Source organism: Mesorhizobium ciceri biovar biserrulae, assembly GCF_001618845.1.
GTDB lineage: Bacteria > Pseudomonadota > Alphaproteobacteria > Rhizobiales > Rhizobiaceae > Mesorhizobium > Mesorhizobium ciceri.
In genome coordinates this window covers 3,788,899-3,813,886 of the sequence record NZ_CP015064.1, presented here as the reverse complement: position 1 = coordinate 3,813,886, position 24,988 = coordinate 3,788,899, and the positions used below count along the sequence as shown (strand labels likewise).

General features: G+C 63.6%; 20 protein-coding genes and 1 other RNA gene. 15 read left to right on the top strand and 6 right to left on the bottom strand.

Translation table 11 applies throughout. The features are described 5' to 3' along the window. Window positions 1–17: 17 nt before the first annotated feature. Both A4R29_RS17855 and A4R29_RS17850 read right to left on the bottom strand, forming a co-directional pair. On the bottom strand, window positions 18–1,199 hold the full coding sequence (locus tag A4R29_RS17855; RefSeq protein ID WP_063172498.1) for a lytic murein transglycosylase: 1,182 nt from the start codon (window positions 1,197–1,199) through the stop codon (window positions 18–20). 315 nt (window positions 1,200–1,514) lie between these two features. Beyond that, window positions 1,515–2,315 carry a glycoside hydrolase family 25 protein gene (locus tag A4R29_RS17850; protein ID WP_013530938.1) on the bottom strand — a complete coding sequence of 267 codons (801 nt, stop codon included), beginning with the start codon at window positions 2,313–2,315 and terminating at the stop codon, window positions 1,515–1,517. A 230-nt stretch (window positions 2,316–2,545) separates the two neighbouring features. Between A4R29_RS17850 and A4R29_RS17845 the strand changes: the two genes are divergently transcribed. Further along, entirely contained in the window at window positions 2,546–3,925 is a 1,380-nt protein-coding gene (locus tag A4R29_RS17845; RefSeq protein ID WP_063168488.1) for a serine hydrolase domain-containing protein, read from the top strand. Window positions 3,926–3,977: 52 nt separating this feature from the next. Here A4R29_RS17845 and A4R29_RS17840 read toward each other — a convergent pair whose 3' ends face one another. The 3 genes from A4R29_RS17840 to A4R29_RS17830 are packed head-to-tail and all read right to left on the bottom strand — an operon-like array spanning window position 3,978 to window position 9,637. Further along, window positions 3,978–4,661, bottom strand: coding sequence for a class I SAM-dependent methyltransferase (locus A4R29_RS17840; protein WP_063172497.1), 684 nt, complete (start codon window positions 4,659–4,661; stop codon window positions 3,978–3,980). After that, window positions 4,658–5,956 carry a BtaA family protein gene (locus tag A4R29_RS17835; RefSeq protein WP_063172496.1) on the bottom strand — a complete coding sequence of 433 codons (1,299 nt, stop codon included), beginning with the start codon at window positions 5,954–5,956 and terminating at the stop codon, window positions 4,658–4,660. The genes A4R29_RS17840 and A4R29_RS17835 overlap by 4 nt, the downstream gene beginning before the upstream one ends. A gap of 33 nt (window positions 5,957–5,989) precedes the next feature. After that, window positions 5,990–9,637 carry a hydantoinase B/oxoprolinase family protein gene (locus A4R29_RS17830; protein ID WP_063172495.1) on the bottom strand — a complete coding sequence of 1,216 codons (3,648 nt, stop codon included), beginning with the start codon at window positions 9,635–9,637 and terminating at the stop codon, window positions 5,990–5,992. Between the two features lie 194 nt (window positions 9,638–9,831). Here A4R29_RS17830 and A4R29_RS17825 point away from each other — a divergent pair, with 194 nt between their 5' ends. From A4R29_RS17825 to rnpB, 5 genes are all read left to right on the top strand, one after another. Beyond that, the gene (locus A4R29_RS17825; protein WP_063173721.1) at window positions 9,832–10,092 is read left to right on the top strand and encodes a hypothetical protein; all 261 of its coding nucleotides are present in this window, start codon (window positions 9,832–9,834) and stop codon (window positions 10,090–10,092) included. Window positions 10,093–10,266: 174 nt separating this feature from the next. Further along, the gene (locus tag A4R29_RS17820; RefSeq protein ID WP_063172494.1) at window positions 10,267–10,986 is read left to right on the top strand and encodes a J domain-containing protein; all 720 of its coding nucleotides are present in this window, start codon (window positions 10,267–10,269) and stop codon (window positions 10,984–10,986) included. Beyond that, window positions 10,983–11,738 (top strand): N-acetylmuramoyl-L-alanine amidase, encoded by a 756-nt coding sequence (locus A4R29_RS17815; RefSeq protein WP_063172493.1) that lies wholly within the window; start codon window positions 10,983–10,985, stop codon window positions 11,736–11,738. Before A4R29_RS17820 ends, A4R29_RS17815 begins: the two co-directional genes overlap by 4 nt. A gap of 209 nt (window positions 11,739–11,947) precedes the next feature. Beyond that, window positions 11,948–12,679 (top strand): lytic transglycosylase domain-containing protein, encoded by a 732-nt coding sequence (locus tag A4R29_RS17810; RefSeq protein ID WP_013530946.1) that lies wholly within the window; start codon window positions 11,948–11,950, stop codon window positions 12,677–12,679. A 50-nt stretch (window positions 12,680–12,729) separates the two neighbouring features. Next, window positions 12,730–13,139: RNase P RNA component class A (gene rnpB / locus A4R29_RS17805), an RNA gene on the top strand. Window positions 13,140–13,226: 87 nt separating this feature from the next. On the opposite strand, the gene A4R29_RS17800 is transcribed toward rnpB, so the two are convergent. Continuing rightward, entirely contained in the window at window positions 13,227–14,354 is a 1,128-nt protein-coding gene (locus A4R29_RS17800) for a cystathionine gamma-lyase (RefSeq protein WP_063172492.1), read from the bottom strand. Between the two features lie 410 nt (window positions 14,355–14,764). Between A4R29_RS17800 and mraZ the strand changes: the two genes are divergently transcribed. The 9 genes from mraZ to ftsW are packed head-to-tail and all read left to right on the top strand — an operon-like array spanning window position 14,765 to window position 24,987. Continuing rightward, entirely contained in the window at window positions 14,765–15,223 is a 459-nt protein-coding gene (gene mraZ, locus A4R29_RS17795; protein ID WP_013530948.1) for a division/cell wall cluster transcriptional repressor MraZ, read from the top strand. Next, complete coding sequence (rsmH, locus tag A4R29_RS17790; protein WP_063172491.1) at window positions 15,220–16,254, top strand: 16S rRNA (cytosine(1402)-N(4))-methyltransferase RsmH; 1,035 nt, start codon at window positions 15,220–15,222, stop codon at window positions 16,252–16,254. Before mraZ ends, rsmH begins: the two co-directional genes overlap by 4 nt. A 4-nt stretch (window positions 16,255–16,258) precedes the next feature. After that, complete coding sequence (gene ftsL, locus A4R29_RS17785) at window positions 16,259–16,657, top strand: cell division protein FtsL (protein WP_013530950.1); 399 nt, start codon at window positions 16,259–16,261, stop codon at window positions 16,655–16,657. Then, entirely contained in the window at window positions 16,654–18,363 is a 1,710-nt protein-coding gene (locus tag A4R29_RS17780; RefSeq protein ID WP_013530951.1) for a peptidoglycan D,D-transpeptidase FtsI family protein, read from the top strand. The genes ftsL and A4R29_RS17780 overlap by 4 nt, the downstream gene beginning before the upstream one ends. 54 nt (window positions 18,364–18,417) lie before the next feature. Further along, window positions 18,418–19,872 carry a UDP-N-acetylmuramoyl-L-alanyl-D-glutamate--2,6-diaminopimelate ligase gene (locus A4R29_RS17775; RefSeq protein ID WP_024501469.1) on the top strand — a complete coding sequence of 485 codons (1,455 nt, stop codon included), beginning with the start codon at window positions 18,418–18,420 and terminating at the stop codon, window positions 19,870–19,872. Then, a complete protein-coding gene (locus tag A4R29_RS17770; RefSeq protein ID WP_063172490.1) occupies window positions 19,869–21,326 on the top strand; it encodes a UDP-N-acetylmuramoylalanyl-D-glutamyl-2,6-diaminopimelate--D-alanyl-D-alanine ligase in 1,458 nt (485 codons plus the stop codon). The genes A4R29_RS17775 and A4R29_RS17770 overlap by 4 nt, the downstream gene beginning before the upstream one ends. 18 nt (window positions 21,327–21,344) lie before the next feature. Further along, a complete protein-coding gene (gene mraY, locus A4R29_RS17765; RefSeq protein ID WP_013530954.1) occupies window positions 21,345–22,427 on the top strand; it encodes a phospho-N-acetylmuramoyl-pentapeptide-transferase in 1,083 nt (360 codons plus the stop codon). 8 nt (window positions 22,428–22,435) lie between these two features. Beyond that, a complete protein-coding gene (murD, locus tag A4R29_RS17760; protein ID WP_063172489.1) occupies window positions 22,436–23,836 on the top strand; it encodes a UDP-N-acetylmuramoyl-L-alanine--D-glutamate ligase in 1,401 nt (466 codons plus the stop codon). Further along, window positions 23,836–24,987 (top strand): putative lipid II flippase FtsW, encoded by a 1,152-nt coding sequence (gene ftsW / locus A4R29_RS17755; RefSeq protein ID WP_013530956.1) that lies wholly within the window; start codon window positions 23,836–23,838, stop codon window positions 24,985–24,987. Before murD ends, ftsW begins: the two co-directional genes overlap by 1 nt. The last annotated feature ends 1 nt before the right edge of the window (window position 24,988 follow it).

Below are 24,988 nucleotides of genomic sequence, written 5' to 3'. Positions count from 1 at the left end.
TAATTTGCCCTATTGCCCTATAATTTTCCCAACAGCTCCGGCGTCGGCCAGCCATCCACCGGCAAACCTAGCCGCGTCTGCTCCTTGCGGATCGCCTCGCGGGTGTTGGTACCCAAAATGCCGTCGACGGTGCCGACATCGTAGCCCTTGGCTTCCAGCTTGGTCTGCAATGCCTTCATCTGCTCATTGTTGAGACCGGTCTCGGGATTGCGCGGGTCCAACGGCGGCGCGCCTGCCAGCCGTGCGGCAAGGTTGGCTGCCGTCAGCGCATAGGTGAAGGACTGGTTCCATTCGAGATAAACGTCGAAATTGTCGTAGGCGAGGAAGGCTGGCCCCTTGCGGCCCATCGGCAGCGCGAGGCCTGCTTTCAGGCCGTTATCGACCAGCGGCGCGCCGCTGGGGTAGGTGACGCCCCATTGCGCCCACTGCGACAGCGGCAGCTTGTTGGTGCGACCGGTCTGATCCCACGGCATGTCTTCGGGCACGCGGACTTCCTGGATCCAGGGCTGGTCGCGTTTCCAGCCGCGCGACAGCACCTTGTTGGCAGTGGTCATGATCACATCAGGCACGCTGCCGCGCAGGTCGATCTTGCCGTCGCCGTCGCCGTCGACGCCGCGTGCCAGATAGTCGGAGGGCAGGATCTGCGTCTGGCCGATCTCGCCGGCCCAGGCGCCCCTGACATCGGCCGGCAGCACGCCGCGATCGATCAGTTCCAGAAGCGGCACCAGCTGTTGCCGGAAGAGCTGCGGCCGGCGGCAATCATGGGAAAGCGTCACCAAGGCGCTCAGCGTGTGGAAGTCGCCCTGCACGGCGCCGAAATCGGTCTCCAGCGCCCAGAAGGCGGCGACGATCGGCGCCTGGACGCCGAACTGCTGGTCGGCGCGGGCGAAGACATCCGCGTATTTCTTCATGTTCGCCGCACCTTGCTTCAGGCGATAGGCCGAGATCATCCGGTTGGAAAACTCGACAAAGGTTTGGGTGAAGACGCCCTGGGCGCGGTCGCGCGCCAACACCTTGTCATCTAAGGTTGCCGCTTCAAGGGCGTCGAGACCCACTGTACCTACGCCGGCCGCCTTGGCTTCCGCGGCGACGCCCTGCTTCCAGGATTCGAAGTCGCCGCCGCATTCCTGCGCCATCGCCGGCAAGGCCGTGGCGCACAGGGTCAGCGCAGCCGCGAGGACTTTGGAACGCAGTCGCATCAGCTTCCTTTCGAAACGAACAGGGGGTCATTTGTTGTGCTCCCCCCCGGGAAGCCCAACGCCCTGAATTACCGGCGGTTGCACTCTTTACCGCTGGCTGTGTCGAAAAGCAGGCGGCAGGCCCGGTGTCAACGGTGTTCTGCGGCAGCTTCTCTGCTGGAGTGATTTGATGCAGGGCAGTGCTGCCGTTGCACCGGTTCAACGGAAGCTCTGCTGGAGTGATTTGATCCAGGGCGGTGCTGCCGTTAAACCGGTTCAACGGAAGCTCTGCTGGAGTGCTTTTGATCCAGGGCGGTGCTGCCGTTGAACCTGACGTCAACGGGTGTTCTGCCGCAGCCATTTGTTCCAGGCGGCTTCGCTGCCGTTGAAGACGTTGATGTCGGACTTGCCGGTCATGCCGGGAACGATGCCGGTTCCGGTGTACTGCCAGAAGGTGAAGGGGTGGCTGCCGTATTTCTCACGCGGATGGCCGGCGACGGAACGCAGCCAGTAGGGATAGCCGCGGAACCCCGACAGCCCGTTGTCGTCGAAGAAGTCGACGGAAGTGTAGATGATCGGCTTCTTGCCGTAATGGCGTTCGACGATTTCGAGGAAGGTGGTCATCTCCGCGCGCACCGTGGCGGCGTCGGGACGCAGCCTGCAGGTCGGCGATTGCGGGTTCCATTCCATGTCGAGGACCGGCGGCATCGCCGAGCGATCGACGGGGACGTTGCGGATGAACCAGCGCGCCTGAACGGCAGCCGGGGTGCAGAAATAATAGAAATGATAGGCGGCTCGCGGAATCCCGTTGGCCTTCGTGCGCGCCCAATGCTCGCTGAAATACTCGTCGAAACGGTCGCCGCCCTCAGTCGCCTTGATGAAGGCGAAGGAGATGCCGCTGGCCCTGGCAGCCGGCCAGTCGACCGAGGTCTGGTATTTGGAAACATCGGTGCCGTGGACGGCATAGTTCCACGGCGCGCCGCTCTCCCATTCATGCGGCTTGGAGTCGGCAAAGCGCGGCGCGCGCACGGCAACCGTCGGGCTGCTCGAAGCGGATGGCGACAGCGGCGAGAGATCGTCGACGGTCGAGCAAGCACCAAGCAGCGCTAGCATGATCAGGCCCGCAAGACGGCGCATCGCAATTCCCGAGCCGGATTCAGCCGGTCGCTGATGGGTCTCTACACTGTTGGCCTGCTTTGTGATCGGGCCCCCTCCGAACGATCGCCCCACAGCATCGCTCAGCATATCCTGTGATCGCCGATCATGGTTGATAATCCGTTGATGACGCTCGACAAGCATTGTGATTTTGCGGAAGCAATGGCGGCAAATCGATGACATAAGGGTCGGGCAGGGCCCGGAGGAAATAAATGCGGATCGTGGTCAAGATCGTCAAATGGCTGCTTGGCCTGATCGTCCTGGCGGTCGCAGCACTTTTTGCCTGGCTTTATATCGCGCCACCGGAGTTGATCAGGGTCGGCTCGGGCTACTCGGCCAAGATCGTCTGTTCGAACGTTTTTATCGCCGGCCGCGATCCCAATGAGGTGCTGGCCGTCGACGTGCAGGCACCCGGGCATCCCCTGCTGCGGTTAATGCGGGTTTCGGTGGACAAGAACAGGGGAACGGTGTCTGCCGGCCTGTTCGGTTTCCTCGGCAAGAGCGTCGCCGTAGCCCGCGACGGGCTTGGCTGCGCTTCGGTTCCGGACGGCGACGTAGGAAAGGTGCGGCGGACCGCGATCCAAGCGGAGCCGTCCGCAGTCACCATGGGCGACCTGTGGCCGGAAGGCGAACGGGTCGAGGCATCACAGGATCCGGTTGTTGCCAAGCTGCTGGACGATGCGGCGCTGATCGGCACCGGCATGCGCGCGGTCGTGGTGGTCAAGAATGGCCGTGTCGTCGCCGAGCGCTACGGCGATGGCTTTTCCGCCAGGACGCCGCTGCTCGGCTGGTCGATGACCAAAACGGTGAATGCCGCCATCGTCGGTACGTTGGTCAAGGACGGCAAGATGGCTTTCGACAACAAAAACCTGTTCGCGCCGTGGAAGGCGGACGGCCGCGCCGCGATCAGCCTTGCCGACATGATGGCGATGTCGAGCGGGCTGGAGTTCAACGAGGATTATGGCGACGTCGCCGACGTCACGCGCATGCTCTATCTCGAACCTGACATGGCGGGCTTTGCCGAATCCAAGCCGCTGGCTGCAGAGGTCGGCAAACAGTTTTCCTATTCGAGCGGCACGGCGGTGATGCTGTCGCGCCTCTGGCAGGACGCGGTCGGCGACAAGGCCAGGGCGCTGACGTGGCCGCGCACGGCGCTATTCGAGCCGCTCGGCATGCACAGCGCGGTGCTTGAAACGGACGAGCAGGGCACCTTCGTCGGCTCGTCCTATCTCTACGCAACCGCGCATGACTGGGCGCGCTTCGGCCAGTTCCTGCTGCAAGGCGGGGTGTGGAACGGCAACCAGATCCTGCCGGCCGGTTTCGTCGACTGGATGCGAGAGCCGGCATCCGCCTCGAAGGTCTACGGCAAGGGCCAATTGTGGATCGAGGCCCCGGGCGATGAGGAAAACCCCGGCGCCGGCGTCGCGGCAGGCCTGCCCAAGGACACGTACTGGATGGAAGGCCATGACGGGCAGACGGTTGCCATCATTCCCTCGGAGCAGTTGGTGGTGGTGCGGCTGGGGCTGACGCCTGCCAAGCTTGGCTATCGGCCGCAGACGATGGTGGGGGCGCTGATGAAGGCGCTGCATTAAGGTGCATTGACATTCAGGTGAGGTCGGCCTGCAAATGGCGGTTTCACCTTGGCTAGCCGCGCCGCCCGATAACCGCCAGCCAGGCATAGCCGCGATAAAGCGTGCGGAAACGGAAGCTTGCGCCGGTTCGCCGAGATTCCGATTCCAGCACTTCGCGCAACGATTCACGCGGCGCGACGTGGAATTTTTTCAGCCAGCCGCGCAGCAGCGCACGGAACCAGCCGGGCAGCCCTTCTTGCTGGCCGAAATCGACGATGTGCAGCGAACCGTTCGGCGACAGGGCGGCAAGTGCCGCCGATACTGTTTTTTCCCAGCCGGGGATCATCGACAGCGAATAGGACACGAAGACACGGTCGAAGCGTTCGACATGGAAGAGTGCACGGGCATCGAAATCGGTGGCATCGCCCCTAGCCAATATGACGCGACCGGACAGGCCCTCGCGGTCGATCGCCTTTCCGGCCGTCTCCAGCATTTCGGCCGAAATATCGAGGCCGAAAAAGCGCGCGTCGGGATAGCGGCGGGCGGCGAGGATGACGTTGCGGCCGGTGCCGCAGCCGAGTTCCAGCACGGTGCCACCGACAGGCACGTCGAGCCCCGAGATCATTGGGTCGCGGCCGAGCAGGTAGTATTTGCGGGTCAGGTCGTAGATGTGGCGCTGCCAGCGGTAGACGCCGTCCATCAGTTCGGCATGGCTGGCCTTGAATTCGGGGCTGGCCGGCAACTCGCTGGTGCTCATGCCGCGCGCTTCACGTAGAGGTGGAAGCCGCCATAGATGGCCGAGCGGTCGCGGGCCGAAAATTCGCGCGAAGCCTGGTCCTGATAGTCCCATTGGTCGAGCAGCGAGCTGGAGACGCGACCCGGCAGCAGGCTGGGCTCGGCGGCGGTGCGGAAGATGACGCGGGCGCCGGTCGAAGCCGTGCGGGTGATTTCCGCCCACAGCGCGTTGAGCTGATCGTCGGTCATCCAGTCCTGTGCGTCGAGCAGGACGAAGCGGTCGACCGTGCCTGCATCCTTGCCGGCGAGAAACTCGATCAGATTGGCATGGTGGATGGCGACGCGGCCGACATTGCCGCGGATGGTCTCGTAATTCTGCTTTTCGAGATAGGCGGGCAGGGCGGCCTCGCCGGGGTTCGGATAGCGGCGGGCAAAGGCCTGCCAGGCGAAGTAGTTATTCTCCAGCGGAAAATCGCAAGCGAGTTTTTCCAGCCGGGCTTTCAGCACGCTGGCCATGGTGCCGTCGCCAGAAGTGATCAGCGAATCGTACTGCGCCGGTGGAATGCCGAGGCCGAACAGTGAAGCCTTGCGCGACGTCGCCCATCTCAAAAGCTTGTTGTCGAAGACCGGCGCCAACTCCTCGTTGAAGAAGCGGCGCTGCTCGCCGATGTTCCTGGCCTGCATGATGCCGGCTGGGTCGACGCCGAAGAATTTTCCCGTGCGATGGCCCATGGCGATGAACAGGCCGAGCAGGCCGGTCTGGTAGAAATTGCGGTCGAACACAGTGATCCTACGGCGGCCGCGCCAGTTGCGGCGCTCCCAGTAGTGACGGCTGACAGGATCGAGATGCGGCGCGATGAAACGGTCATACGCTCTCGAATTGTGGCTGGTGTCGGCGGCGCCGAAGAAGCGGAACAGGTCGCCCTGCGATGGCAAATGGCGCACCGCCTCCAGCTTCATGCGGTTCAGCGCGATGTGCGCGGTGTTGAGGTCGACGGCGTCGACCCGGGCCGGCGAGCGCGTGAGGTAGGCCAGGATGTTGCAGCCGCCGGAGGCGATAGTGACGACGCGGTGGCCCTGGCCAAGCTGCATCGCCTCCATGTCGACATCGGGGTCTTCCCAGATCTGCGGATAGACGAGGCCGGAGAACAGGAAGGCGAACAGCCGCTCCGAAATGCCGGCCTTCGACAGCGGGCGGTTCTGGTAGACGGCCTTTCCAACTTCCTTGCCGCGGCGAAAAACCAGATCTGCGGAAACGTCCGTCATGGCAAGATGATTCCCCATTTGCTTTGCCGCAAGCGGGTAGCGCAGGGCCATGACAGGCCGGTGACAGCCTGTTGACGCCTCTTCTTACGGTTTACCAAATCCCCCCGGCGTCGGCGTCGTCAGGATGACGGCGTCTCCTGCCTGCAGCACGGTCTGGTCGCAGGCTTTCAGCAGGTCGATCGTGCCGTCCTTGCGGCGGATCTTGGTCGAGCCGACCTCGCCATCACCGCCTCCGTCCAGCCCTTGCGGCGGCCGGTTGCGGTGCGAGGACAGGATCGCGCATTCCATCTTTTCGAGGAAGCGGATGGTGCGTTTGGTGCCGTCGCCGGCGCTCCATCTGCCCTTGCCGCCGGAATCTTCCCGAATGTGGAAATCCTCCAGCAGAACGGGAAAGCGCAGCTCCAGCACTTCGGGATCGGTGAGGCGCGAATTGGTCATGTGGGTGTGGACGCCGGAGGTGCCGGCAAAGCCGCGGCCCGAGTTCATCTGGCCGGCCGGCGAGCCGGAGCAGATCGTCTCGTAATATTGATACGTCTTGTTGCCGAAGGTCAGGTTGTTCATCGTGCCTTGGGCGTTGGCCATGGCGCCCATGGCGCCGAACAGCGCGTTGGTGACATGCTGCGAGGTCTCGACATTGCCGGCGACGACGGCGGCGGGGTAGGCGGGTTTCAGCATGCAGCCATCGGGAATGATGATCTTGATGGGCCGCAGGCACCCGGCATTCATCGGGATCATATCCTCGACCATGACGCGGAAGGCGTAGAGCACGGCGGCGCGGGCCACCGGCTCGGGCGCGTTGAAATTGTTCTTCATCACCGGCGAGGTGCCGGTGAAGTCTACCGTCGCCTCGCGCTTTTGCCGGTCGACCGTGATCTTCACCTTGATGATCTGGCCGGTGTCGGTCGGGTATTCGTACTCAGAACTATCCGGCAGCCGCTCCAGCACGCGGCGCACGCTTTCGGCGGCATTGTCCTGGACATGGCCCATATAGGCCTCGACGACATCGAGGCCGAAATGCGTAACCATCTTGCGCAGTTCGGCTACGCCCTTCTCGTTGGCGGCGATCTGCGCCTTGAGGTCGGCGATGTTCTGGTGCGGATTGCGGGCCGGGTAGCGGTGATCGGTGAGCAGCGTTTCCAGCTCCTTCTCGCGGAAGCGGCCACGGTCGACGATGCGGAAATTGTCGAACAGCACGCCTTCCTCGTCGACCGTGGTGGCGAGCGGCGTCATCGAGCCGGGTGCCGTGCCACCGATATCGGCATGATGGCCGCGCGAGGCGGCCCAGAACAGGATTCTTTCCTTGGCATCATCGAAGACCGGCGTCACGACAGTGATGTCCGGCAGATGCGTGCCGCCATTGTAGGGTGCGTTGAGGGCAAAGACGTCGCCGGGGTGGATGTCGCCGGAATTCAGCCGGATGATGGTTTCGACCGAGCGGTCCATCGAGCCGAGATGCACCGGCATGTGCGGCGCATTGGCGACCAGCGCGCCGGTACGGTCGAAGACGGCGCAGGAAAAATCCAGCCGTTCCTTGATGTTGACGGAATAGGCGGTGTTCTGCAGCGTGACGCCCATCTGCTCGGCGATCGACATGAAGAGGTTGTTGAAGACCTCCAGCATGACCGGATCGGCCTCGGTGCCGAGCGCTGCCTGCCGGCGCTTTTTCTCGACGCGGCGCAGGAGCACATGGTTCCTGGCGGTGATTTCGGCCAGCCAGCCCGGCTCGATGACGATTGTCTGGTTCGGCTCGATAATCAAGGCAGGTCCCGCAACCCGGTTTCCCGGCTTCAGCGCCTCGCGGCGGAAGATGGGTGAAGTGCGCCACTCTCCCTCGGTGAAGATTTCGCGGGTCTGTGAAGGGCTTACGGCAAGGTCTTCGGTTCGCGATTCAGTTTCGTCGCGCCCAGTACCGCCGGTGTCGGTGCCTTCGACGCCGACGGTCTCGACGATCATCGGCTTGTCGTCATAGACGAAACCGAACTGCGCCTTGTGGGCGATTTCAAAATCGCGCCTGGCCTGGAAAATCGAATCCGCCTCGAAATTCACCGGCAGTGTCGTGTCGGTGCCGTCGTAGCGAATGTGCAGCACCGACTTCGTGGCGACCGTATCCTCGCCGATGCCTTGCGCCGCGAGTTCGGCGACAACGGCTTTTCTCAAGATGGCAATGAGGTTGCCGATCTCCGTTCTGGACTCTTCGGCAAGCGGTTTCAGCAGCGCCTGCTGGCGCGAGGCAAAGACCGAGGACAGGCCGATGCCATAAGCCGACAGAAGACCTGAGAAGGGATGGATCAGCACCGCTTCCATGCCGAGCGCATCGGCGACCAGGCAAGCGTGCTGGCCGCCGGCGCCGCCAAAACAGTTCAAAAGATATTCGGTGACGTCGTAGCCGCGCTGCACGGAGATCTTCTTGATAGCATTGGCCATGTTTTCGACGGCGATGGTGACGAAGCCCTCGGCGACAGTCTCGGGCGACCGGCCGTCGCCGATTTCGGCGGCGAGTGCGGCGAATTTTGCCCGTACCGTCTCGACGTCGAGCGTCTGGTCCTGGCCGGGTCCGAAAATGGCCGGGAAGAAATCGGGCTGCAGCTTGCCCAGCATCACATTGGCGTCGGTGACGGCGAGCGGGCCGCCGCGCCGGTAGGCTGCCGGGCCGGGATTGGCGCCAGCCGAATCCGGCCCGGCCCGGAAGCGGCTGGCCTCGTAGTGCAGGATCGAGCCGCCGCCGGCGGCGACGGTATGGATGCGCATCATCGGCGCGCGGATGCGCACGCCGGCGACCTCGGTGTCGAAGGCGCGCTCATATTCGCCGTCATAGTGAGCGACGTCGGTCGAGGTGCCGCCCATGTCGAAACCGATGACCTTGTCGAAGCCGGCGAGCCTGGCCGTCTCGACCATGCCGACGACGCCGCCGGCTGGTCCTGACAGCAGTGCGTCCTTGCCCTGGAACATGTCGGCGGCGGTGAGACCGCCCGACGACATCATGAACATCAGGCGGGGAAATTGATCGCTCTCCCCCACAAGGGGGGAGCTTGGCGCCGCACCCAACTCTCCCGCCACCCTTTGCACATAGCGCGACAGGATCGGCGACAAATAGGCGTCGACCACCGCGGTGTCGCCGCGGCCGACCAGCTTGATCAGCGGCGAGACCTCATGGCTGACCGAGACCTGGCTGAAACCGAGTTTGCGGCAGACTTTCGCCACCGCCTTCTCGTGGTCGGGGTATTTCCAGGCGTGCATGAAGACGATGGCGACCGCATCGATGCCATCGGCCCTGGCCTGTTCGATCGCCGGCCGGCAGGCGGCGATATCGAGCAATTGTTCGACGCAGCCATCGGCGCACACACGCTCGTTGATTTCGATGACGCGCTCGTAGAGCTGTTCGGGAAGGATGATCTCCTTGGCGAAGATGTCCGGGCGCGCCTGGTAGGCGATCTTCAGCGCATCGCGGAAGCCCTTGGTGATGAGCAAAAGCACGCGGTCGCCCTTGCGCTCCAGCAGCGCATTTGTGGCGACCGTGGTGCCCATCTTGATGTCGCCGATCAGGCCGCTCGGGATCGTGTCGCCGGCCGACAAGCCAAGAAGGTCGCGAATGCCCTGGATGGCGGCATCGTTATAGGCTTCGGGATTTTCGGAGAGAAGCTTGCGCGGGTGCAGCCCGCCTTCCGGATCTCGGCCGATGATATCGGTGAATGTGCCGCCGCGGTCGATCCAGAAATCCCATTTTTCGGTCATGACAGCCCCTGGCGCTCTTCTGTTCGATCGGTGTTTCGGCACATGCTGTTAGTTCGCTACGGCCTGAGCGGCAATCGCAAATGAACCAGACGATGTTACATGCGGAAACGCAACGTTACGAAACTCATGGCCGGCTGACGCATTTGTCCTTCGACCGCTCACGGCAACGTGAGCGTGTGTTGAAGGAGAGACAAATGAAAAAGCTCATTCTCGCGTCCGTTTCCGGTTTGGCCTTGCTTGGCGTCGCCGCCTGCAGTGACAGCGGTACGGACAACACCACCACCCAGAGCACCAACCCGCCGGCCACGGAGGAACCGATGAAGCCGGCCACCCCGGAAGCCACGCCGCCGGCCGCGACGCCTCCGGCAACGGATAATTCGACCACGAAGAGCATCACACCCGAGAAGCCCGCCGAGCCGGCTCCGGCAACACCAGCTCCTGCGCCCGCGCAGTAGTGAGCAAGCAGTACTTCTTGTGATGAATGAGGAAGGCCGGCTCGCGCCGGCCTTTCTCATGTCGTCCGAGCGCCGTGGGCCAATCCCTCTCGCGCGCCGGATCGATTTGTCGCGCAAAGCCTGCGGCACTGTCCCGGCTTGATAGGAGGGAGCGGTGGCTCTAAGAAGCAGGCCATGTCGATTTGGGATCGCCTCGGCGAGTTCATCACCCGCGTTTCATCCTCAACCTCGTCGGGTGTCGCCGACGTTGTCGAGGCTGTGCGTACGGTTTTCTCCGGCGATGCGGATTTGCGCCGGCGTGTCGCCTTTTCGGTGGCGATGATCGCGCTGTCGGCCAAGATGGCCAAAGCCGATGGCATCGTCACCCAGGACGAGGTGCGCGCCTTCCAGGAGATATTCGAAGTGCCGCCGAAGGAGACGCGCAACGTGGCGCGGCTGTTCGATCTCGCCCAGCGCGACGTGGCCGGTTTCGAAACCTATGCCGAGCGGATGGCCCAGATGTGCGGTTCGGGCCATTCCAACTGCGTGATGCTTGAAGACATACTCGACGGTCTGTTCCATATCGCCAAGGCCGACGGGCTGGTGCACGAGCGCGAAGGCCATTTCCTGCACCGCATCGCCGAGATTTTCCGCATCGACGAAGCGCATTACGAAGCCATCATGGCCCGGCACGTCAATCTCGGCGCCGGGGATCCCTATGTCGTGCTGGGCATCGAGCGCGGCAAGCCATTCGAAGAGGTCAGGAAACGCTATCGCAAGCTGGTTTCCGACAATCATCCGGATCGGCTGATCGCGCGCGGCCTGCCTCAGGAATTCATCAAGATCGCGACCACCAGGGTGGCGGCGATCAACGCCGCCTACGAGATGATCGAGCGGGGCCTGCGCCACGCATGAGCGGCTTTCTGCCCGACGAGCCACGTGCCGAAGTCAGGTTATCGCCGAATTTCGGCCCGCGGCGCGAGACACCCAGGCCTGACATGATCGTGCTGCACTACACCGGCATGGCGACCGGCGCCGGGGCCGAGGCCTGGCTTTGCGATCCGGCCAGCGAGGTCTCGTCGCATTATCTGGTCCACGAGAATGGCCATATCGTGCAGATGGTCAGGGAAAGCGACCGCGCCTGGCATGCCGGCAAGAGTTCGTGGTTCGGACGCGCCGACATCAATTCCTGTTCCGTCGGCATCGAGATCGTCAATCCCGGGCATTCGCTGGGCTATCCCGGTTTTCCCCGGCGGCAGATCGATGCCGTGATCGGGCTGTGCCGGGGGATCGCCGGTCGGCATTCGATCGCCGCCGAGCGGGTACTCGCGCATTCCGATGTTGCGCCGGGGCGCAAAATCGATCCCGGCGAGAAGTTTCCGTGGCGGACGCTATTCGAGGCCGGTGTCGGCCATCTCGTTACGGCCGCCCCCGTCAGGCGAGGCGCTACTCTGACAACCGGCGACACCGGCGGCGATATCGAAGCGTTGCAGTCGATGCTGGCGCTCTACGGCTATGGCGTTGAAATATCCGGCGTTTTCGACCGGCAGACGGAGGCGGTGGTCGAAGCATTCCAACGGCATTTCCGGCCGCGCAAGGTGGACGGCGTTGCCGACGGCTCGACGCTGCGGACGCTGCAAAGGCTGCTTGCTTCCGTGAAGCGCTAATCCCCGGGAGACCTCTCCCAAGCAATTCTTTCCAATCCTTAAGTTACAGGCTGTCACTCAAAGTGACTTGCCTGGCCTTGTTTGACACCAATTCGGGCGTCAAACGGCTGACGTGTAGATGTCGGACCCCAAGCCCCCCGGGTTGTTCCGACGTTGGTTAGGCGTTGCTGCGTGAACATCTTCGCGCGGTTCAGACAGAACAGGATCACATGCAGAAATTTACCGTTTTAACGGCAGCTCTTGCTGCCGGCGTAATGACTTTTGCCTTCAGTGCGGCGCATGCAGCGTCATTCAGCCCGCGGGCCGATCAAGGGTTTCCCGTGGTATCCGCAAAAAGCGGCAAGGCAGGCCACGACGCCAAGGCAACAAAGCAGGCATCCGCCAAAGCGGAGACGAAGCGGGCTTCCGCCAAAGCGGAAAAGGCAAGCTGGTCCAAACCGAAGAAGTCCATTGCCAAAAGGCAGACGAAGCGCGGCCGCAAGACCGTCGACATGACGAGAACGGCATCGATCGGCCTCAGGAACGCGGCGGAGTCGACGGCCGCGGTGGCGAGCAGCGGCCAGTATTCCGCAATCGTTGCCCGCTATGCGGCGATCGAAGGCGTGCCCGTGTCGCTCGCCTCGGCGGTCATCAAGATCGAGAGCAACTACCGGCCCAACATCGTCGGCAGCGCCGGCGAGATCGGCCTGATGCAGATCAAGCCGGCCACGGCTCGGATGATGGGCTATAGCGGCTCCGCCAAGGGCCTGTTCGATCCCGACACCAACATCAAATACGGCATGAAATACCTTGCCATGGCACGGAGCCTCGGTGGCGGCACGACCTGCGGCACCATTCTGAAATACAATGCCGGGCACGCCGCAACGCGGATGAACCCCGTGTCGGCAGCCTATTGCGGCAAGGTCAAGGTGCAGATGGCTGCGCTTGGATCGCCCGCATAAGTCAGCTTTTTCGTTTGCGTTTTCGGGCGTGAACCCCTTTATACGCTCTGCCAGCTGGCTGGGCGGCCGCACCCGCAAACGCCGAAAGGTCGTGGGTGAGGAAAGTCCGGGCTCCATGGAAACACGGTGCCGGTTAATGGCCGGCGGGGGCGACCCCAGGGAAAGTGCCACAGAAAGCAAACCGCCACGATCCGGCTTGCCGGATTCGGGGCAAGGGTGAAAGGGTGGGGTAAGAGCCCACCGCGCGACTGGCAACAGGAGCGGCACGGTAAACCCCACCGGGAGCAAGACCGAATAGGGACGGTGCGAGGGGAAACCCTCGAGGGCTGTTTCCGGCTCACCGTCCGGGTAGGTTGCGTGAGGCGCATGGCAACATGCGCCCAAGATGAATGGCCGCCACGTTCTCGCCTCGCAAGGGACGAGGGCCATACAGAACCCGGCTTACAGGCCAGCTGGCAATTTCTCTCCCCCGATATCAAGAGAAATCTCTTGAAATCAGCAGGTTGCGCCCTCGGGCGCGCCTGTTGATTCAAGCCTGTCCGGCCGTTCATCCGAGCCGGGAGCCGCTGATCCCGTCCAGCGACGTCTCGATCGCTTTCCAGAGCTCTTCCACCGGCTCGCAGCCGACCGAGAGGCGGACGAAACCGGCGGAGACCGCATCGCCTCGCTTCAGGCGCCGCTCGGCGGAGGTGTGGACGCCGCCGAAGGATGTCGCGGCCTGCATCAGGGCACAATTGTTGATGAAGTCCTCGGCTTTGTCTTCCGAGGCGAGTTCGAAAGAGATGAGAAAGCCGAAGCGCTCCATCTGGGCGCGGGCTAGGTTGTGCGACGGGTCGCCTTCAAGCCCGGGATAACGCAGGCCGCTGATTGCCTTGTGGCCCTGCAGTCGCCGCGCGATGACTTCCGCCGAGGAACACATGCGATCGAAGCGCACATCCAGTGTCTCCAGGCCGCGGTGCACCAGCCAGGCTTCGAACGGACCGGGAATGCTGCCGGAAACTTCGCGCCAGCCGGTCACGGCGGCGATGATATCGGCATTGCGACTGGCGACATGGCCGAACAGCACGTCGGAATGGCCATTGGGTGCCTTGGTGTCGGCGGCAACGACGATATCGGCGCCGTGGTCGAGCGGTCGTTGGCCGAAAGGGGTCATGGTCGTGTTGTCGACCACAAGAATCGCGCCGGTTTTGTGGACAGCATCGGCAACGGCGGCGATATCGCAGATATCCAGCCCCGGATTGGCAGGGGTTTCGACAAATGCCAGCCGATAGCCATCGAAGCCGCCATCGAGGAAGGTCGAAGTCGGCCTGACATCATAGGTGATGCCGAGCGGCTTGAGGAAGCGCTCGGCCAGCGCTCGTGTCGTGTGATAGCCGTCCGATGGCAGCAGGATACGGTCGCCGGCCTTGAGCACGGCAAAAAACGCCGCCGAGATTGCCGCCATTCCGGAAGGGAACGCGACGCAGGGCGCGTCCTCCAGATGGGCCAGCATATGCTCGACCGCGTCCCAGGTCGGGTTGCTGAATCGCCCGTACTGGTTGAAGCCGGTGGCGTCGCCGGGCGCATGAAAGATGGCGGCCATGGTCAGCGGCAGGGGAATGGAATCGCCCATGGCAAGCCCGCTGCGACGCAGGTGAGGAAGCGCTGCAGCGCGTGACTTTGCTGTTTCAGACATCAAATTTCAGACCCTGTTGGTGACCGGCTGGATGTGGCGAGACGCTATGCCCGGCAGCGGCTCGCGGCAAGGCGCGTCCGGTTGGGCCAGGCGGCTCTAAACGCTTCGTTAGGCTTAATAGACCATAAAGACGAGACGTGTCGTCACGGCTGCTCTCTTTGGTCGGGGCGCGCGTGTTTGTGAAGCCTATTCCCGTTGACGCCCATAGTGCCCCATGATATCCCATCCAGACATCAAAGCCTTCGTTCCGTGTCAGGGTAAAGCGTACGCCAATCGGGCAGCCGCGGCGGCTGCGCGTTTGCTGGTTTTTGCCTGTGCGGACGAGGCTGATACGGGGCAGGGAACGCGCTGCGGCGGCGCGTGCGACAAGATGCAGAGGGGTGCGGCGGCGCAAGCGGCTGTAGCGTTTAATGGACCGGTTTCTGTCAAACACGGTGAGCAGGATCGATGCGAAGGGGCGGGTGTCCGTTCCCGCGCATTTCCGTGCCGTCGTGCAGAAGCGCGGCTATTCGGAACTCTATGCGCTGCGCTGCCTGGACCTGCCGGCGATGGACGTCGGCGGGCTCGACCTGCTCGACCGCTACGAGCAGCGCATAGCGCTCGAGGATCCCTTCCTGCAGACGGCGGACGATATGTCGTTCTTCTGCCATGGCGACGGAACCTTCTTGAAACTCGACCAGGACGGCCGCATCACGATGAGCGATTTCCTTCGCGAACACACCGGCATCTCGGCGGAAGTGGCCTTTGTCGGGCGCGGCAATTTCTTTCAGATCTGGGAGCCGGGACGGCTTGCCGCCTATGGGGCGCAGGCGCGGGCACGGCTTTTGCAGCTTCGGCAGGGGACGAAGCCTGGGGAGCGACCGGAATGACGGCAGGCCACGGCGATGACCTTCCTCGCGCCGTAGATGGGCACGCCGTTGGCGGATCGGCCCGCCACATTCCGGTCCTCCTTGCCGAAGTGCTCGAAGCACTGGCGCCGGCGCAGGGCGACCTCATCATCGACGGCACGTTCGGCGCCGGCGGCTACACCAGGGCCATTCTGGCGACAGGCGCCTCCGTGGTGGCGATCGACCGCGATCCGGATGCCATTGCGGCCGGGCGCGATCTTGAAGTGCAGTCGGGTGGTCGGCTGCGGCTGGTGCAGGCGCCGTTCTCGACGCTGGACGAACATGTCGAGAGCGCCGACGGGATCGTGCTCGACATCGGCGTGTCCTCGATGCAGCTCGACCAGGCGGAGCGAGGGTTTTCGTTCCGCGCCGACGGGCCGCTCGACATGCGCATGGCGCAATCGGGCCTCAGCGCCGCCGACGTCGTCAATTCCTTCAAGCCGGGCGATCTTGCCCGCATCTTCGGCTTCCTCGGCGAGGAGCGCCATGCCGGACGCATTGCCCGCATGATCGAGGCGCGCCGCGAAAAGCGCCCGTTCGAGCGCACGTTGGAACTCGCCGACGCCATCGAGACGCATATCGGCCGGGCGCCGAAGGACAAGATCCATCCGGCGACGCGCGTCTTCCAGGCGCTGCGCATTTTCGTCAATGACGAGCTTGGCGAACTGGCCAAGGCCCTGTTTGCGGCCGAACGCGCGCTGAAGCCGGGCGGACGGCTCGCCGTGGTCACCTTCCATTCTCTGGAAGACCGCATCGTCAAGCGTTTCATCGCCGACCGGGCGGATGTCGCGACCGGCTCGCGTCACCTGCCCGAGGCGCATGCGCGCACCGCGACGTTCCGCAAGTCGGGCGGCGGCGTGACGGCCGGCGACGCCGAGGTGGCGACCAATCCGCGCGCCCGTTCGGCCAGGCTGCGCGCGGCGGTCCGCACCGAGGCGCCGGCGCGCAGCAGCGACTTTTCGATTTTCGGCCTTCCAAAGCTTCCCGGTATCGACCGGCCGGGGGAGAGGTAGCTAAGTGTTTCGTACCAGCGACATTGTCCTGATCGCCGTCATGGTTGCGGTCGCGGCCCTTACCTACAAGGCCAAGCGCGAGGCCGAGGAACAATTGGCCGCCGTGCAGAAGATCCATGCGCAGATACGCTATGAGGAGGACACGATCGACCTGCTCAAGGCCGACTGGAGCCTGCTTACCCAGCCGTCGCGGCTGCAGAAGCTCGCCGAACTCTACAAGTCGCAGCTCGAACTCGAGCCGGTCAGCGCCCGCCAGATCGGCGGTGTCGGCGACCTGCCGGCCAAATCCCTTGACATCCAGGACATCTTGTCGGGACGCCAGGGCGGCATGGCTGATAGTTCGGGCGGCAAGGCGCCGTCGGACGGCAGGGATCCCGTGGTGACCGGAGGCATCGCCCAATGATCGGTAAACTGCTGAAACGTCGCGCCAGGACGAGTGAAGATGGATCGATCGTGGTCGAGGGCGCCCGCAAGGCGACCGGCGGCAAGGGCAGGACGCGCATCGTCATGACGATGGCGGTGTTCTTCGGCATCTTCTCGACCATATCAGGGCGGCTGGTCTATCTCGGCTTCCAGACCCCCGATATGTCGGGCGGTCCGCAGAGCCGGGTGACGGCATCGCGGCCCGACATCGTCGACCGCAACGGCGAAGTGTTGGCCACGGACATCAAGACGGCGTCGCTGTTTGCAGAACCACGCCGGATTGTCGACGCCGACGAGGCGATCGAGAAGCTGTCGACGGTGCTTCCCGACATCGACTATGAGCAGACCTACCATAAGCTGAAGAGCGGCGCCGGTTTCGTCTGGCTGCAGCGGCAGCTGACGCCCAAGCAACAGTCCGACATCATGCAGCTCGGCATTCCCGGTTTCGGCTTCCGCACCGAAAAGCGCCGCTTCTATCCGAGCGGCGAGACCTCGTCCTACATTGTCGGGCTCACCAACATCGACAACCAGGGCATCTCCGGCATGGAGAAATATGTCGACGAGCAGGGGCTGAGCGACCTGCAGGCGTCGGGCCTTGCCATTGCCAAGGATCTCAAGCCGGTAAAGCTTTCGATCGATCTGCGCGTGCAGCATGTCGTGCGCGACGAGATCGCCGCCGGCCTGGAGCGATATCGTGCCATGGGCACCGGCGCCGTTGTGCTCAATGTCAAGACCGGCGAAGTGGTGGCCATGGCCTCGGTGCCGGATTTTGATCCGAACAATCCCTACAACGCACAAGACAAGGACCGGCTGAATCGCATGTCGGCGGGCCTCTACGAGATGGGTTCGACCTTCAAGAGCTTCACCTCAGCCATGGCGCTCGATTCCGGCAAAGCGACGATGGCGAGCCGCTTCGATGCTTCGCATCCAATCCGGGTCGGCCATCAGGCCATTCACGATTTCCACGGCAAGAACCGTGTGCTGTCGTTGCCGGAGGTGTTCCTCTACTCGTCCAACATCGGGTCGGCCAGGGAAGCCGAGATGGTCGGCATCGAGGGGCATCGCGAATTCCTGCATCGCCTTGGCATTCTGGACAGGATGCAGACCGAATTGCCGGAGACTGCCCGTCCGACTGAACCGAAGGTCTGGAAACAGGTCAATTCATTCACCATCGCCTTCGGCCATGGCGTGTCGACGACGCCGCTGCAAGCGGCTGTGGGCTGCGCGGCGTTGATGAATGGCGGTTTCCTGATGAACCCCACCTTTCTGGTGCGGACGCAGGCGGAAGCGATGGCCACCGCCAAGAGAGTGGTGAGCGAAAAGACCGTCGAAGGCATGCGCTACCTCTATTCGCTCAATGCCGAAAAGGGCTCTGCCAGAAACGCCAGAGTCCCCGGCTACCGCGTTGGCGGCAAGACCGGAACCGCCGAGAAGGTCATCAATGGCCGCTACTCGAAGGACTTGAATTTCAACACCTTCGTCGCCGCCTTCCCGATGGACGATCCGCAGTATCTGGTGTTTACCATTGCCGATGCCCCGCACCCGGAAAAGCCCGGCATGACGGATGTCGCGGCCGCGAATGCTGGGGTTATGGCCGGCAATATCATCAGGCGTTCAGCTGCCATGCTTGGCGTGAAGCCAGATTTCAGCCATGAAAATGGTGCAACGCTGGTTTCCTATCAGTGATTCTTAGGGCGCGCCGGCAACAGCGCGCTATTTTGTTGCGGTGAACGGGACTCGATGAAGCTCAGAGATCTAGCCGGTATCCTGCCCGTCGAGGGAATAGCTTCCGTCGATCTGGAGGTTACAGGGATTTCTTCGGATTCCCGCCAGGTAAAAGCGGGCGTTGTCTTTTTTGCGCTCGCCGGAACCAAGGCCGACGGTGCCGTTTATGCCGCAGATGCCGCCGCGCGCGGTGCGGCCGCGATCGTGGCGGGCAAGGGCAGCACCATTGCCGGGCTCCCGGTTCCGGTGCTGGCGGTCGACGATCCGCGCCTGGCGCTGGCGCAGAGTGCGGCACGCTATTTCGGCAAGCAGCCTGAGATCATGGTCGCGGTGACCGGCACCAGCGGCAAGACCTCGGTCGCAGCCTTCACCAGGCAGATCTGGGAGCAAGCCGGTTATGCCGCCGCTTCGATCGGCACCACCGGCGTGGTGGCGCCTGGGCGCAACGACTATGGTTCGCTGACGACACCCGACCCGGTCGCCCTGCATCAATTGCTGCGGGAATTGGCCGATGCCGGCGTCACCCACGCCTCGATGGAAGCCTCCAGCCATGGGCTCGACCAGCGCCGCCTCGACGGCGTGAAGCTGGCCGCCGGCGGCTTCACCAATCTCGGCCGCGACCATATGGATTATCATCCGACCATCGAAGATTATCACCGCGCCAAATTGCGCCTGTTCGACACGTTGCTGCCGAAGGGCGCGCCGGCCGTGATCTTCGCCGACGATCCATGGTCGGCGCCGACGACCGTGGCCGCAAAGGCTGCCGGGCTCAATGTGCTGACGGTCGGCCGCCATGGCGACTTCCTCAGGCTGAAACGGGTCGAGCACGAACGCCACCGCCAGCGGGCCGAAGTCGAGGCCGACGGCGTGCTCTACGAGATCGACCTGCCGCTGGCCGGTGATTTCCAGATTTCGAACGCGCTGGTTTCGGCGGGTCTTGCCATTTCCACGGGAACACCTGTCGCCAAGGCCTTGATGGCGTTGGAGAAACTGAAGGGCGCGCCGGGCCGGCTCGACCTCGTCGGCACCACCGGCAATGGCGCGCCGGTCTATGTCGACTATGCCCACAAGCCGGACGCGCTGGAAAACGTGCTGGCCTCGGTGCGGCCGTTCACCACCGGCCGCGTCATCGTCGTGTTCGGCTGCGGCGGCGACCGCGACCGGGGAAAAAGGCCGATCATGGGCGAAATCGCGACGCGGCTTGCCGATGTCGTCATCGTCACCGACGACAATCCGCGCTCCGAAGTGCCGGAAACGATCCGTGCCGCTATTTTGGCCGCTGCTCCAGGTGCCATCGAGATCGGCGACCGGCGCCAGGCGATCCACGAAGCGGTCGCCATGCTGCATGCCGGCGACACGCTGATCGTGGCCGGTAAGGGCCACGAGGAAGGCCAGACGATCGGCTCCGAGACCTTGCATTTCTCCGATCATGAGGAAGTCCGTGCGGCACTCACGGAGCGTGCAGCATGAGCTTGCTGTGGACCTCCGAAGCGCTGGTTGCCGCCATGGACGGGCGGCCGCTCGGGCCGATGCCGGATGGCATTTCAGGCATTTCGATCGACAGCCGCAGCCTGCAGCCGGGCGACGCCTTCTTCGCCATCAAGGGCGAGGCGATGGACGGCCATGACTTCGCAACCGCCGCCATCAAGGCTGGCGCTGGCGTGCTGGTGGTGGCCGAAGGCAAGCTGCCGTCGCTCGGCCGGCTGACAGCGCCGATCGTCGTCGTCGAGGACGTGCTGGTCGCGCTGGAAAAGCTTGGAGTTGCATCGCGCGCCCGCTCGAGCGCGAAAATCATCGCTGTGACCGGTTCGGCCGGCAAGACCACCACCAAGGAAGCGCTGCGCCATGTGCTGCAAGCCGTAGGCAAGGTGCATGCCTCGGCGCAGTCCTTCAACAATCACTGGGGCGTGCCGCTGACCTTGGCGCGGATGCCTGATGATTGCGACTATGCCGTGTTCGAGATCGGCATGAACCATCCCGACGAGATCCGTCCGCTGGTCAAGATGGTGAGGCCGCATGTCGCCATCGTCACCATGATCGCGGCGGCGCATCTCGGCTTTTTCCGCAATCTGGACGAGATCGCCAAGGCCAAGGCCGAGATTTTCGAGGGGTTGGAGCCCGAGGGGGCCGCCGTCCTCAACCGCGACGATGCCCGCTTCAAGCTGCTCGACAAGATGGCCCATGCCGCCGGTGTCGAGCACGTCTACGGCTTCGGCGAGAATGCGCGCTCGACCTTCAAGCTCACCAAATGCGAACTGCATGCCGATCATTCCGACATCATCGCCAGGATCGGCGGCCACGAAGTGCCGGCGCGGATCGGCGCGCCCGGCCGCCATATGGTGCAGAACGTGCTGGCGGTGCTGGGTGCGGCGCATCTGGTCGGCGCCGATCTCGACAAGGTTGCTTCAGCACTGGCCGATCTCTCCGCCGAGCGCGGGCGCGGCAAGCGCCATGTGCTGCGCCATCCCGGTGGCTCGACTTCGAGCCACCCCGGTGGACTGATCACGCTGATCGACGAAAGCTACAACGCCAATCCGGCATCGATGGCTGCAGCCATGGCGTTGCTCAACGCGACGCCGGTGACGGGCGAGGGCCGCCGCATCGCCGTGCTCGGCGACATGCTCGAACTCGGCGACCATTCGACCAAGCTGCATGCGGCCCTTGCCGATCTCATCGTCGGCACGGGCACGCAGACCGTTTTTCTTGGCGGCCCGGAAATGCGGGCGCTGGCCGAAGCGCTGCCGGCTGAGATCAAGACGGAATACCGCGCCGGTGTCGAGGAGCTGAAGCCGGTGCTGCTTGCCGCGCTCAAGCCGGGTGACGTGGTGATGATCAAATCGTCGAAGGGCATCGGTTTTGCAAAACTGGTCGATGCGCTGCTGGGCAAATTCCCGGCTGAATCGACAACCAGAAAACAGACCTAGGTCGGGGGACGAAAGCGCATGTTCACACTGCTCGTCGATTTTGCGGACAAGGTCTCGGTCTTCAATGTCTTCCGCTACATCACCTTCCGCACCGGTGGGGCGCTGATCACGTCGGCGCTGATCGTCTTCATCTTTGGACCGACCATCATCAATTCGCTGCGGCTGCGGCAAGGCAAGGGCCAGCCGATCCGCGCCGACGGGCCGCAGACACATTTCAAGAAGGCCGGCACGCCGACCATGGGCGGGCTGATGATCCTGTCGGGCATCATCGGCTCGTCGCTTTTGTGGGCGAACCTGTCCAGCATCTACGTCTGGGTGGTGCTGCTGGTGACGCTGGGCTTCGGCTCGATCGGCTTTTACGACGACTATCTGAAGGTGACCAAGCAGTCGCATCTCGGCTTTTCCGGCAAGGCACGGCTGGCGCTGGAATTCGTCATCGCCGGCATCGCCGCCTGGGTGATCATGCACAATGGCCAGGCGCCGTTCTCGTCGTCGCTGACTTTTCCCTTCGCCAAGGAATTCATCGTCAATCTCGGCTGGTTTTTCATTCCGTTCTCCTGCTTCGTCATCGTCGGCGCCGGCAATGCGGTGAACCTGACCGACGGCCTTGACGGCCTGGCGATCGTGCCGATCATGATCGCGGCTGCCTCCTTCGGCGTCATCGCCTATCTCTCCGGCAACGCCGTGTTCGCCGAATATCTGCAGATCCATTTCGTGCCCGGCACCGGTGAACTCGCGGTCGTGCTCGGCGCGGTCATCGGCGCTGGCCTCGGCTTCCTCTGGTTCAACGCGCCGCCGGCGGCGATCTTCATGGGCGACACCGGATCGCTGGCCATGGGCGGCCTGATCGGCACCGTCGCGGTCGCCACCAAGCATGAGATCGTGCTGGTCATCGTCGGCGGATTGTTCGTCGTCGAAATCCTGTCCGTCATCATCCAGGTCGGCTACTTCAAGATGACCGGCAAGCGGGTGTTCCTGATGGCGCCGATCCACCATCATTTCGAAAAGCTCGGCTGGACCGAAAGCCAGGTGGTGATCCGCTTCTGGATCATCGCCGTCATCCTGGCGCTGGTCGGCCTGTCGACCCTCAAGCTGAGATAGGAAGCCCTTTGATCCCCGCCGCATCCTTTTCAGGCAAGCGCGTTTCGCTCTTCGGGCTTGGTGGCTCGGGGATCGCGACGGCGCGCGCGCTGATCGAGGGCGGCGCGGACGTGCTGGCCTGGGACGACAATCCCGACAGTGTGGCCAAGGCCGCCATTGCCGGTATCGCGACCGCTGATTTGCGCGGCGCCGACTGGGCGAAATTCTCGGCCTTCGTGCTGTCGCCTGGTGTGCCGCTGACGCATCCCAAGCCGCATTGGACGGTGGAACTGGCGCGCGGCTCAGGCGTCGAGATCGTCGGCGACATCGAGCTTTTCTGCCGCGAGCGGATGCTGAGCGCGCCAAGTTCGCCTTTCATCGCCAGCACCGGCACCAACGGCAAGTCGACGACGACCGCGCTGACCGCGCACATCCTGAAAGCCGCGGGACGCGATGCCCAGATGGGCGGCAATATCGGCCGCGCGGTGATGACGCTCGATCCGCCCGAGCCCGATCGGCACTATGTCGTCGAATGTTCGTCCTACCAGATCGACCTCGCGCCCTCGATCAATCCGACGGCCGGCATCCTGCTCAATCTGACGCCCGATCATCTCGACCGCCACGGCACCATGCAGCACTACGCCGCGATCAAGGAGCGGCTGGTGGCCGGCAGCGAGACGGCGATCGTCGGCATCGACGATTCCTGGTGCGCGCAGATTGCCGAGCGGCTGGAGCGGGCGGGGCGGCATGTCATCCGCATTTCCAAGCGCCTGCCGCTGACCGACGGCTATTTCGCCGATGGCAGCAATTTGATGGAAGCTGTGCACGGCCGTTACAGCCGTGTCGCCTTCCTCGAAGGCATCGGCTCCTTGCGTGGCCAGCACAATGCCCAGAACGCTCTGGCTGCGGTCGCCGCTTGCCTCAAGGTCGGGCTGGAGCTTGGCGAGATCCAGTCGGGGCTGGAAAGCTTTCCCGGCCTCGCGCACCGCATGGAGCAGGTGGGCCGCAAGGACCATGTGCTGTTCATCAACGATTCCAAGGCGACCAATGCCGATGCTGCGGCGCCGGCGCTGTCCAGCTTCGCGCGCATCTACTGGATCGCCGGCGGCCTGCCCAAGGAAGGCGGCATCGAACCCTTGCGCGGCTTCTTCCCGCGCATCGCCAAGGCCTATCTTATCGGCGAGGCGGCGCCGGCGTTTTCGGCGACGCTGGGCGAGGCCGTGCCCTACGAGATTTCAGGCACGCTGGCCGCGGCGGTCGAGCACGCCGCGCATGATGCGGCTAAGGACGACAGCGGCGAGGCGGTGGTGCTGCTGTCGCCGGCCTGCGCCAGCTTCGACCAGTTCAAGAATTTCGAAGTTCGCGGCGAAGCCTTCAGGCAAGCTGCGAATGCTATCGAGGGTGTGAAACCCATCGGAGGGGCACGATAATGCAGAGCCGTCTCGACAAAAGTCCGGTTGCGACCTGGTGGTGGACGATCGATCGCTGGTTCCTGGCGGCGTTCCTGTCGCTGATGGGCCTCGGTATCGTGCTGTCCTTCGCGGCGAGCCCGGCGGTCGCCGAACGCATCGGCCTCGACAGTTTCCACTTCGCCACCAGGCAGATCATCTTCACCGTACCGGCGCTCGGCGTGATGCTGGCTGTGTCGTTCCTCGATTCCAGGCAGATCCGGCGCATGGCGCTGATCATGCTGTGCCTGATGCTGGTGCTGATGGTGGCGGTGCTCTACATCGGCGTCGAGGTGAAGGGCGCACGCCGCTGGGTGTCGCTTGCCGGCCTGTCGATCCAGCCGTCGGAATTTTTGAAACCAGCCTTCGTCATCATGTGCGCCTGGCTTTTCGCTGAGCACAAGCGCCAGCCCGACATTCCCGGCAATCTGTTCGCCATGTTGCTGCTGGTACTGGTCGTGTCGCTGCTGGTGGCGCAACCGGATCTCGGCCAGACCATGCTGACGACCGGCACCTGGGGCATCATGTTTTTCATGGCCGGGCTGCCCTGGCTGTGGATCGTTGCGCTGGGTGCCGCCGGCGTCGGCGGCGTTTTCGCCGCCTATACGGTGTTCCCGCACGTTGCCTTGCGCATCGACAAGTTTCTTACCGGCGAAGGCGACACATTCCAGGTCGATATGGGACGCGACGCGCTGATCAATGGCGGCTGGTTTGGCGTCGGACCAGGTGAGGGCACAGTCAAGCGGGTCATTCCCGACAGCCATGCCGACTTCGTCTTCTCGGTCGCAGGCGAAGAGTTCGGGCTGATCATGTGCTTCTTCATCATGTCGATATTCGCCTTCATCGTGCTGCGCGGCCTCAACACGGCACTGAAGGAGCATGACGATTTCACCCGCTACGCGGTCGGCGGCCTCGTCACCGTCTTCGGCCTGCAGGCGGTCATCAACATGTGCGTCAACCTCCAGCTTGTGCCGGCCAAGGGCATGACGCTGCCGTTCATCTCCTATGGCGGCTCCTCGCAGATCGCCATCGCCATCTCGATGGGGATGGTGTTGGCGCTGACACGCAAGCGGCCGGAAAAGCGCAAGCAGATGGGCTTTGGCCTGTCGCAACGCGCCGTGCCGGCGGAGTGAT

Bases quoted from the DNA above. Each gene is read 5' to 3' on its own strand.
- ftsW (WP_013530956.1), top strand. From the start codon at position 23,836: ATGCAGAGCCGTCTCGACAAAAGTCCGGTTGCGACCTGGTGGTGGACG.
- A4R29_RS17775 (WP_024501469.1), top strand. From the start codon at position 18,418: ATGAAGCTCAGAGATCTAGCCGGTATCCTGCCCGTCGAGGGAATAGCT.
- A4R29_RS17835 (WP_063172496.1), bottom strand. From the start codon at position 5,956: ATGGCCCTGCGCTACCCGCTTGCGGCAAAGCAAATGGGGAATCATCTT.
- mraZ (WP_013530948.1), top strand. From the start codon at position 14,765: ATGGACCGGTTTCTGTCAAACACGGTGAGCAGGATCGATGCGAAGGGG.
- A4R29_RS17840 (WP_063172497.1), bottom strand. From the start codon at position 4,661: ATGAGCACCAGCGAGTTGCCGGCCAGCCCCGAATTCAAGGCCAGCCAT.
- A4R29_RS17815 (WP_063172493.1), top strand. From the start codon at position 10,983: ATGAGCGGCTTTCTGCCCGACGAGCCACGTGCCGAAGTCAGGTTATCG.
- A4R29_RS17800 (WP_063172492.1), bottom strand. From the start codon at position 14,354: ATGTCTGAAACAGCAAAGTCACGCGCTGCAGCGCTTCCTCACCTGCGT.
- A4R29_RS17780 (WP_013530951.1), top strand. From the start codon at position 16,654: ATGATCGGTAAACTGCTGAAACGTCGCGCCAGGACGAGTGAAGATGGA.
- A4R29_RS17850 (WP_013530938.1), bottom strand. From the start codon at position 2,315: ATGCGCCGTCTTGCGGGCCTGATCATGCTAGCGCTGCTTGGTGCTTGC.
- A4R29_RS17845 (WP_063168488.1), top strand. From the start codon at position 2,546: ATGCGGATCGTGGTCAAGATCGTCAAATGGCTGCTTGGCCTGATCGTC.
- A4R29_RS17770 (WP_063172490.1), top strand. From the start codon at position 19,869: ATGAGCTTGCTGTGGACCTCCGAAGCGCTGGTTGCCGCCATGGACGGG.
- A4R29_RS17820 (WP_063172494.1), top strand. From the start codon at position 10,267: ATGTCGATTTGGGATCGCCTCGGCGAGTTCATCACCCGCGTTTCATCC.
- A4R29_RS17855 (WP_063172498.1), bottom strand. From the start codon at position 1,199: ATGCGACTGCGTTCCAAAGTCCTCGCGGCTGCGCTGACCCTGTGCGCC.
- A4R29_RS17830 (WP_063172495.1), bottom strand. From the start codon at position 9,637: ATGACCGAAAAATGGGATTTCTGGATCGACCGCGGCGGCACATTCACC.
- A4R29_RS17825 (WP_063173721.1), top strand. From the start codon at position 9,832: ATGAAAAAGCTCATTCTCGCGTCCGTTTCCGGTTTGGCCTTGCTTGGC.
- rsmH (WP_063172491.1), top strand. From the start codon at position 15,220: ATGACGGCAGGCCACGGCGATGACCTTCCTCGCGCCGTAGATGGGCAC.
- A4R29_RS17810 (WP_013530946.1), top strand. From the start codon at position 11,948: ATGCAGAAATTTACCGTTTTAACGGCAGCTCTTGCTGCCGGCGTAATG.
- mraY (WP_013530954.1), top strand. From the start codon at position 21,345: ATGTTCACACTGCTCGTCGATTTTGCGGACAAGGTCTCGGTCTTCAAT.